A 9,847-nucleotide genomic window follows, 5' to 3' on the forward strand; every position below is an offset into this window, starting at 1 on the left:
ACGTAAGCGGGACAAGACCATAGCGCCTGAAGCGAGACAGTGACGGCAAACGATTCACGAGGTTGCAGCCGAACACCTGCTTCAGCTGAAGCAGGTGAGCACATGAAAACGAAAAGCAATCGAGGGCGTGACGCCCCCCTCGGGGCATAAACACCCCGAGGGGGGGCGTCACAAGCGCTGAAGTCTTATCGCCAGGGTACAGCAGAGCAATCGCCTGCAAGGCGGTGGCCCTATAGGTATGGACCGCTATGGATGAAGATTGTCCAGAATATCTTTTAATGCAGCCAGCGTCCGCTTAACGCCATCAACTGTCGTGATCGGACCAGGAGACATGCGCAAAGTTTGATCTCGGCAATCCATATAAATCTGTTGCTCACGTAGTTTTTGTACAACATCAGCAGCAACGATATGCTTTGGCAACGACAGCATTAAGCTCCCGCCACGACGATCCGCTTCGCGTGGCGTCGCAAGCGTCAAACCAAGCCCTTCTAGGCCTTCTAAAAGCATCGCGCAAAGACGCTGATTGTGCGCCACAAATGCATCGGTATCTTGCTTCATCCGCCATTCAAGTGCTGGAAGACTCGCGATTGCAGACAAGGTAGACGGCGTCCCATTGTCAAACCGTCGCGCGTCTGGCGCAAACGCAAAAGCGTCTAAGCCCCAAGAGAACGGATTATCTTGCGAAAACCAACCGCGCAGATCTGGTTGACACATTGGCAATAGTTTTTCATCGACATAAAGGATGCCTGCGCCCGGTGTCCCGCATAGCCATTTCAGGCTGGTTGAAATAACAAAGTCCACCTGCGGCGCACTTACATCGTAAGGCAAAAGTCCCGCACCTTGGGTGATATCAACGCCAATTAAGCTGCCCATTTTGCGACCATGTTCGACAAGACGTGATAGATCATTGCGGTGGGAAGTGGTCGAGCTGATCCACGTCAAAAGTGCCAATGCTACGTTATCGTCCCATTCCGCAATAAGATCATCTTCCTCAACCCAATGCGCCCCTTGGCGCAGCGGCACAGTTTGCAAAGTGAAACCGTAACGCTCTGCCAAACCTGTCAGCAGAAAATGGATTGACGGAAAGCCATCTTCTGCGACAAGAACTTTTTTACCAACAAGCATTTCTGACGGTAAAGATCCGATAAAAGTCATCATCGCGGATGTGACATTTTCTGCTGTGGTCAATGTCCCTTTGGGGGCGCAGATCAGCTCTGCCCAGAGATCGATGAACTTTTGGCGTTTGCCTAGAATGTCGTTCCACTGCCCATCATTGAACGCGGACCATACCGTTGAAAAGGATGCGAGCTCATTCGCCATATCCGCTTCTTTATCTGGGTAATGGCCGATGGAATGGTATAGAAGATAGGCGTCGCCACCGTTAAGTGCGGACATAGGAATTCTCCGTAAAACTAAATGAAAGTGGGGCGCTTGCTTAGTGGTATCCGCGCCTGAAATGTTGCTCTAACCAGCTGGTAAAGCGCACCATTGGCCAAAGGATCGCGATATAAATCAGCGCGGCCAGCAACAGTGGCGTTGGGTTTGCAAACAGCGCTTGAGCATCTGTTGCCTGCTTTAAAAGATCACCCATCGTCACGAATGACGCTAGCGACGTATCTTTCATAATGGCGACGCAATAAGATGCGAGCGGCGGGATCATCATCCGCAAAGCTTGTGGCAAAACGACTTTACGCATCATGGTAAAAAACGAGAGGCCAAGCGCCTCAGACGCCTCGAATTGGCCTTTCGGAACAGCTTCGATTCCTGCACGCACAACCTCAGCCGTATAAGCAGCAAGGACCAGAGATAGCGCTATTGTTGCGGCGATAAACGGGGGAAAGACAATACCAGCAAACGGCAAGGCATAATAGACGAGGATCAAGACGACCAAGACAGGAATGGCGCGCATAATGTCGACAAAAAGAATCGCAAAAAGCCGAAAGGGTTTGGGCGCATAGAGACGCACCAAGCAAACGAGCACCCCTAAAATACCGCCACACACTGAGGCTGCACCGCCTAAAAGCAAGGTGTTCACAAGTCCCCGCATCAAAATGGGGAAAGAGCGCCTCATGACGTCGAGGTTAAAGAAAATATCGAGGATTTCCATGTGCTGCACTGCTGCCTTTCAAGCTGTCTTTGGTTGTATTTAAAAGATGTGGAAACGTCATCACGCCCCCACACCAGTAGGTCAGTTTGCCAAAGTCGGGATCGGAAGTGGCGTTAAGGTCAGGCTGTCAGCAGCAGGTACAACACCAAACCATTTTTCATAGATGGTCGCCATTGTCCCATCTGTTTTCATCGCAGAAAGCGTGTCATTGAACGCGCCAAGGTTTTCTGAATCTTTGGGCATCATGATTGCAAATTTGTCCCCAGTGGGAACCTCAATCACAACTTTAAGATTGCTAAGTTGTGGCTGTGTGAAAGCGTAGCGAAGCCCCAAAATCTCGTTCACAGCGACATCGATCCGACCATTGCGCAAATCTGTTAGCAAATTCGCGGTGCTGTCGTAACTTCCGTAGGACGCATAACCAAGTTCGTCTTCGCGATCTTTAAGCCAGCCTTCTGAGAAAGTGGTTGCGATTGAACCAACTTTTTTTCCATGTAAATCATCAAGGCTTTCGATGCCTGAATCTTCTTTGGCGCCAAAACCGAGTGCGCCTGAAAAGTAGGGCTGTGTGAAGGACTGCGATTCAAGGCGTTCATCCGTGATTGTGAGAGAGGAAATCACAGCGTCCGCACGACCTGAAGCCGTTGCCACGAAAAGTGCGCGGAAATCAAGACCGCTGATATCGACGTCGGCACCAAGACGGGATGCGATTTCGGTTACGATATCAACTTCGAAACCTTGAAAGTCGCCTGCTTCATTTTTGAATTCCCAAGGTGGGTTTGCGGGATAAGAGCCAATTTTGAATGTTTCTGCAGCACTTGCGCTGAAGCCAGAGAAAACAGTCATAAGCGCTACGGTAAAGCAGATAAGGTGTCGTGATTTAAATGTCATGGTTAAGTCCCTGTTGTTGGGTGAGTGGCGCTATTCTAGATTCTACGCTCACCTTCACGATAGGCATGATCGTATACGAATTCAAACATTTTATTTAAACCTAAAGCTTTTTACTGGCTATTTTCGGCATATTTGTTATTATTTACGCAATAACAGTATACAGATTTAAAGGTATTTATGTCAGTTCCACCAAAGAGACACATTAAAGACGTCATTTATGACGAGTATCTCGGTCGCATTCAACGCGGAGAACTGACTCATAATGACCGCCTCGTTGATACGGCGGTAGCCGCCGAATTCAATGTGTCACGGATGCCCGTGCGTGATGCGTTTATGCGACTTGCCCATGAGGGATATCTTGCAAGTTCGACACGTGGCTTCACGTTGCCCGAGCTGGGGCATCGGCAAATTCTTGAAATTTTCGAACTGCGTAGATTGCTTGAACCTCGCGCCGCAGCCCTTGCGAGCTTTGAGCTGACAGACGACGACTTGAAAACCTTGGAACGTGCTGTCGCGTTATCCGAAAGCACGATCGAGACTGGCGATATCTCGCAACTGTTCAATGCCTCTGAAATCATCCGTCGCACATGGATTATGGCCGTTCCTAATATAGAATTGCGCGATACAATCTTGCGATACATGGCGCAAATCCAAGCCGTTCGCATGGTGACTTTCCACGATGCCGCCTCACAACGAACCCTTGTTTCCTTTCACCGCCAGATGCTTACAGCCTTCAGTCGCCGAAACGGCATCGATGTAGAACTGCTCATCTTGCGCTTTGTACTCGCTGGCGAAGAAAGCTATCTGCGCGCGCACGGTGCACATACAGACTCCCTCCTCTAACCTTCCGTAAAGGACCCGCTCATGACAAAACCGACCACGATTATCGCACGTGACGATGCAGCCATCCGCATCACGGATTTAAATAAGTGGTACGGCACGTATCATGCCCTTCGTGGCATCAATTTAACCGTAAACCAAGGTGAGCGGATTGTAATTGCAGGGCCGTCAGGATCAGGAAAATCCACACTAATACGCTGCATCAACCGGCTTGAAACCCATCAAAAAGGTCAAATCGTGGTGGATGGAATCGAGTTAACATCCGACGTGAAAAATATCAGCAAAATCCGATCTGAAGTCGGGATGTGCTTTCAGAACTTCAACCTGTTTCCACACATGAGTATCCTTGAAAACTGCATCCTCGCCCCCATGTCTGTGCGCGGGCTTTCACGCAAGGATGCTGAAGACGTCGCGATGCATTTCCTTGAAAAAGTACGGATCGGCGATCAAGCGACCAAGTACCCAGGCCAACTCTCGGGCGGACAACAACAGCGCGTTGCAATCGCTCGCTCGCTTTGCATGAAGCCCCGCGCCATGCTCTTTGACGAACCGACCTCCGCGCTTGATCCTGAAACGATCAAAGAAGTGCTCGACACCATGATCACACTTGCAGAAGAGGGCATGACGATGATTTGTGTCACCCACGAAATGGGGTTTGCGCGTCAAGTTGCTGACCGTGTTATCTTTATGGATAAAGGCAAAATTGTCGAAGAGAACACACCAGAAGAATTCTTTGACAACCCACAACACAAGCGCACACAGCTATTTCTCAGCCAGATATTCGGCCATTAAAGCTATCATACAAATCGGGAATACAAGTTACAATTTTCTGGAAATATGACAGTATCCGAAACGCTGAATATGAGGCTTAATTCATTCAAAATAATTACCTCGGTACGCGCCCAATTTTGTTTTGCGGCCAATCACCAGCTTTAAAATTTACGTTCCAATGAGTACTTGAGATCCAACTGCAAAGAAGGCCTGAGCGACAAAACTCAAGCCGTTGATTATGTTAGTGAATTAGTGTTGATTGCGGGAGGATGCAACCACCGTAGTCTACCTCGTCTAAACTGCGTAATTTGATCAAAAACCTTAAAGCAGCAGAGTGCCTCACGTCCTCGGCCATTGAAACCCACTCCAATATGCATCGCGCAAGACCACGCGTTTCTTGGTGGTCGCTGTCAAAAGAGCGGATACCGCTGGCCTCAACCAACTCAGTTCATTTCCCGTGACCTGCCAGTGTCTCGTGATTGTCGATGTAACGACCACAATATTGCAGCGCCCCCAGCAGGAAAGATGGACAGGATCAGCAACGATTTTGACCAGCCCAAATTTAATGCCGCCCACCCGAATAGAACCGCCGTGGGAAGTGAGCATAAACGCATCATCGTAGCGTGTAATCCCATGGCGGATCCGACACGGGATTGCCCTACGAGACCGACTAGAGCCGTTACTGCCAACCCATTCCAGCTGAGTGATAACACCGTGGTTAAAACCAAAACTCCAATAGATATTGGGCCTTGAGTGCCCACAAACATCGACGCCACAAGAATCGAAACCGTTACTGCAGCCGCACATCGAACTAAGTCCGGTAGACTGGTCTCGGATCGGTCACTCCACCAACCCAATAGAATCCGCATAACGCCACATAGAATATGGATAATGGCAAAAATGGCAGCAGCGGCACCGACGCCCACATTCTGAGTTTCAACCAGCATGACAGTGATAAACGCGTTTAAAGAAACCTGAGCCCACTGAAGCAGGCCTGAAGCGAACGCCAACTTCAAGACGCTGGAATCTGTATAGGGAGGCCGATCTGTTCGAGCCTTTTTGTTTTCATAGTTGAGAGGCAAACGGGACGAGAAATTGGTGAAGCCTACGATTGCACCGACGCCAGCGAATATGGAAAGGCTTATGAAAACGCCCCTCAAATCGAATTGCCAAACGATGAGTGGCACCATCAAGGCAGCAATCACCGCTCCTGCCGGAATCGCGACCTGACGCAGCCCCATTGCAAAACCCAGTTCCGCACCTGCAAACCTGACAGAAACAGCCCGCCCCGATGATACAACCGCCGCGCATCCCAATGCCCCTGAGGCGATCAAAGCTAGGCCTAGGCCAAGTGGACTCGTTTGGAAGGATGCAAGAAGCAACGCCACAGAAGCCCCGCCAAGACCGGCCACGACTACCGCTCTCTCACCAAAGCTGTCCGCCAGTGTTCCCCATATATAGATTGTTAGGACAACGCCCCATGACACTGAAGCAAGTAGAAAACCCAATTCAGCGAGGGAGAGATCGAAAGTCATGAGAAGCACGGGTCCCAACGCTGGAAACCCCTGTTGCAAGACGGAAAAGCAAGCCTGCACAAACATTGCTGCTGCCAAAAAAACCCAACGGTTCTTAGACGTGCGATCTGAATTCATAATGGGCAAAGCCCCTACTGTTTCACGTGGGTCTTTGGTGTTATAGGGGCACCAAAGTGCCCCTAACTCGATTATTAAAGGTTACCCATTTAGTTTTGGGTGAGCTTAATAACCAACTCTTTAAAAGTTTGCGATTGTTCGGCTCGGCGAGACTCGTAAGTGGCTCCATCAACAAAGCTTTCTGTCTCACCAATTCTTGACATCAATGATTTGAAAGTGTCGTTTTCTTGCAGGTCCACAAATGCCTGACGCAAAAGAGCGAGACGATCCTCGGCTATATCGCTTGGAGCCATGACGATACGGTGCATGACGCCTACCCCTTCAAGCAAAGGTAGATCAGTCCCATAGATAGGAATGTCATCCGCGATCGCATCACTTTCTTCACCACAGGCCAGCGTTACAATACGGCTACCCAGACCCTGAATCACGCTGGGAGAGACTGTGGTAAAATCCGCATCGCCGGCCAGAACAGCCTGCAATGCCGGTCCGCCACCGGGATAAGGAGTCAGGTTGAACCGGACATCATAGCGCGACATGATTTCGGCAGCATGGATCATTCCCGAGCCCCACTGGCCACTGTGCGCCCATTCAATTTCACCCGGATTGTCCTGCGCAAATTCGATCAAATCATCAAAGGTTTTGAAGTCTCCGTCTGAGTTCGCAACAATACAGGTCGCGACGGTGTTCAACTGCGCGACTGTCACGAAATCCTCCAGAGGATCATAGGGTAACTGTGTCGTGTATTTTTGCAACTGGTCATAAATATTGTGCGTAAACAACAAGGTATAACCATCAGGTCGCGCATTCGCCGCTTCCGCCGTCGCGGTCTGGCCACTAGCACCGGGCATTAGTTTTACAATCATGGGCTGCCCGAGGTATTCTGAAATAAGGCTGGTAACCACCCGTGAATTTACATCGTGGGACCCACCAGCCCCAAACGGAATGATAAGTGTGATCGCCTTTTCAGGGAAGTCCTGTGCCTGAGCCGTTGAAACACCCATCGTTGCAGCAAGAACACCTACAGCGACGTGATTGAAAATAGTGCGCATCATTTCTTTTCTCCAGTTAGGTTGCCATCATTTCGAATTTCGGATCATGCATTCGGGGATGCACGTGTTTTCTCCTCCGTAAGCATCTTGCTCGCCAGTCGTTGCATGCTGACGGTGCGGCGCCACATCCACCACGCGAGAAGCGGGGTGGCGAGCAACAGACACAGCGCAACTGGACGTTCAAACAAAATGAACCCCAAAATATCCCCGTGAGCGATGCTAATGGATTGACCGACTGCGCGTTCCAGATCTTGCCCGATGATGAAGGCCATGATCATCGGGGTGACCGGAAAATGTAGCTTGCGACATGCGTAGCCAAACAGCCCGAACCCAACTAAAAAATAAAGATCCGTCGGCTCGTAGCGGAAAACGTAGGCTCCCGCGAACGCGAGCGTCACAGTCAGCGGTAAAAGTAGGGATTTGCGGATCGTGACGACCCGTGCAAACAGCGGGATTGTGAAATACCCAATCACCAGCAACATCAAGTTAGCGATAATCATCGCATTGAGAATGGCATAAACCATCGGACCTTGTTCGATCATCAAGTCCGGCCCAGGGCGAATGCCTTGCGCAATGAATGCACCAAGAAGAATTGCCGTGATGTTGTCCCCTGGAATACCGAGGGTCAAAAGCGGCACCAGCGTCGGTCCGTTCACTGCATTGTTCGCAGCCTCGGGTGCAGCGACGCCTTCCAAATGGCCTGTGCCAAATTTTTCAGGTTCTTTTGATGCATTCTTGGCAGCAGCATAGCCGATAAACGCCGCCGCGACCTGCCCCGTCCCCGGAATGGCCCCTATCATTGTTCCAATACCTGTGGATCGAATGATCGTGCGGAGACACGACCGGAACTCAACCCAAGTCAGACGCGCCTCTTTGCCCAGATTCAAGGAGCCCTTAACATATGCACTCGCGCGCTTTTCAGCTGCAATCAGAACTTCTGGAAGTGCGAACAAACCGATCAACATCGGCAACAGCGGGATCCCCGAACGCAACTCGAACACATCGAATGTGAAACGCGATAACGCACCGATAGGGTCCTGACCAATCATCCCGAGGAAAAGTCCTAGAACCAGCATGACCATGGCTTTGACAAAAAGACCGTTGCTGGTCGCCGCAATGACGATCAAGCTCAACAGTATGACAGCGGCCAATTCCGGTGGCCCGATCTGAGCTGCGATCATCGCAAAGACACCGATGGCGATGATCGTAATGATGTCGCTGGATGTGTCCCCGATGACGGAGGCAACCAACGCCATATCCAGCGCTTTGCGCGATTGCCCCTTGCGCGTGAGCGCGGGGCCATCAAACACAGTTGCCGCCGCAGCGCCCGTTCCCGGAATGGACACAAGAATGGCCGGAATACTTCCGCCGAAAATGCCTCCCTTATACACGCCCATAAGGAACGGAACCCCGATCAACGGTTCGCTGAAAAAGGCAATCGGCAACAGAATAGCCATTGCCATGGTTGTCGTAAGACCCGGCATAGCCCCTACAAAAACCCCTAGAAACAATCCAGTGGCGATCCACGCAAATGTTTCGATCTGCAACAATAATGGAAAACTTGCCAGATAGCTGTCCCATAGTCCCATTCTAAGTACTCCTTGGAGGTGTCATTGCGATATGCATTTAGAACCAGCCCATGTCCGCAAATGGGAATGCCGGTAAGAAGACCTGCATGACCCGTGTGAATAGATTAAAGATCGCAAGCGGCATCGCTAAGGCAACGAGCAGGCCAAGCCAGTAGGTTCGATTGCCGTAAAATGTGCTCAAGCCAAAAATCAGCAGGGCCGACGAGACGACAAATCCAAGAACCGTCATGAGGACAGCAAATGCGGTAAAAGCGGCCAGCGAGACAGTGGTGTTTATGAACGCTTCGCGGTCAAGTTCCCTGAACAGGTTCTTTTCGGTCATGAAACCTGCTTTGACCAAATACCAAAGCCCAAGGCAGACGAAAGCCATGCCGACGATGCGTGGAAATAAATGTGGGTCTAAACCTGTCGACGGATCGCCAAAAAGGACCAACGCCTTTTCGACTTGATGGGGCGTAATCACCCAGATGACGATGCCGGCAATGATAAACCCAATCCCGCAGACCACATTGAAATTAAGAGAATATGTTTCTGCGACTTGTGCGTCAGATGAGACTTCGAACTCTTCAGACATAGTATTTCGCCCTCCCCAAACCATAGAGAGACACCGATAGCGTACAGGCCATGACCTTACTTAAATGTCGCATTATGCCCTCCCAGACGTACTGCCCCCGCTTACAAATGGACCGATCAATACTGATCGTTGACGTTTGATCCAGACTTGCAAGTTAACAACACCTGAACACGCAAAGCTAATTTTATCTATGGTGTGTTTAGAACAACCCTTTTTCCGAAATGTCAGCCGCGGGAGCTCCGTTGGCGCAAGTTAATATGTCTGACGCTGTCGATTTATACCTCGCTTCGGCATTCTGGAGTTGATTTCCGATTATTGGGAAAGGGAGTATTTCCACTTACTGCGGTGTCGGAGGGATGGGGTTGGGCTAGCAT

9 protein-coding genes are annotated in these 9,847 nt (G+C 50.4%); 2 read left to right on the plus strand and 7 right to left on the minus strand.

Features of this window, described 5'->3' with window-relative positions:
- Positions 1 to 246: 246 nt before the first annotated feature.
- The 3 genes from KO503_RS11710 to KO503_RS11720 all read right to left on the minus strand — a co-directional run bounded on the left by KO503_RS11710 (position 247) and on the right by KO503_RS11720 (position 2,998).
- Positions 247 to 1,395 (minus strand): aminotransferase class V-fold PLP-dependent enzyme, encoded by a 1,149-nt coding sequence (locus tag KO503_RS11710; RefSeq protein WP_215991743.1) that lies wholly within the window; start codon positions 1,393 to 1,395, stop codon positions 247 to 249.
- Between the two features lie 40 nt (positions 1,396 to 1,435).
- On the minus strand, positions 1,436 to 2,107 hold the full coding sequence (locus KO503_RS11715) for an amino acid ABC transporter permease (RefSeq protein ID WP_215991744.1): 672 nt from the start codon (positions 2,105 to 2,107) through the stop codon (positions 1,436 to 1,438).
- Between the two features lie 81 nt (positions 2,108 to 2,188).
- Positions 2,189 to 2,998: an ABC transporter substrate-binding protein gene (locus KO503_RS11720; protein WP_215991745.1), complete on the minus strand. Its 810-nt coding sequence runs from the start codon at positions 2,996 to 2,998 to the stop codon at positions 2,189 to 2,191.
- A 177-nt stretch (positions 2,999 to 3,175) separates the two neighbouring features.
- Between KO503_RS11720 and KO503_RS11725 the strand changes: the two genes are divergently transcribed.
- Positions 3,176 to 3,841, plus strand: coding sequence for a GntR family transcriptional regulator (locus tag KO503_RS11725; protein ID WP_215991746.1), 666 nt, complete (start codon positions 3,176 to 3,178; stop codon positions 3,839 to 3,841).
- Positions 3,842 to 3,862: 21 nt separating this feature from the next.
- A complete protein-coding gene (locus KO503_RS11730) occupies positions 3,863 to 4,630 on the plus strand; it encodes an amino acid ABC transporter ATP-binding protein (protein ID WP_215991747.1) in 768 nt (255 codons plus the stop codon).
- Positions 4,631 to 5,052: 422 nt separating this feature from the next.
- Here KO503_RS11730 and KO503_RS11735 read toward each other — a convergent pair whose 3' ends face one another.
- The 4 genes from KO503_RS11735 to KO503_RS11750 all read right to left on the minus strand — a co-directional run bounded on the left by KO503_RS11735 (position 5,053) and on the right by KO503_RS11750 (position 9,473).
- Complete coding sequence (locus tag KO503_RS11735; protein ID WP_215991748.1) at positions 5,053 to 6,261, minus strand: MFS transporter; 1,209 nt, start codon at positions 6,259 to 6,261, stop codon at positions 5,053 to 5,055.
- An 89-nt stretch (positions 6,262 to 6,350) separates the two neighbouring features.
- Positions 6,351 to 7,313, minus strand: a complete 963-nt coding sequence (locus tag KO503_RS11740; protein WP_215991749.1) for a Bug family tripartite tricarboxylate transporter substrate binding protein — start codon at positions 7,311 to 7,313, stop codon at positions 6,351 to 6,353.
- A 41-nt stretch (positions 7,314 to 7,354) separates the two neighbouring features.
- On the minus strand, positions 7,355 to 8,899 hold the full coding sequence (locus KO503_RS11745; protein WP_215991750.1) for a tripartite tricarboxylate transporter permease: 1,545 nt from the start codon (positions 8,897 to 8,899) through the stop codon (positions 7,355 to 7,357).
- A 37-nt stretch (positions 8,900 to 8,936) separates the two neighbouring features.
- Complete coding sequence (locus tag KO503_RS11750; protein ID WP_215991751.1) at positions 8,937 to 9,473, minus strand: tripartite tricarboxylate transporter TctB family protein; 537 nt, start codon at positions 9,471 to 9,473, stop codon at positions 8,937 to 8,939.
- Between the last annotated feature and the right edge of the window lie 374 nt (positions 9,474 to 9,847).

This window comes from Pacificibacter marinus (assembly GCF_018860505.1).
Taxonomy (GTDB): domain Bacteria; phylum Pseudomonadota; class Alphaproteobacteria; order Rhodobacterales; family Rhodobacteraceae; genus Celeribacter; species Celeribacter marinus_B.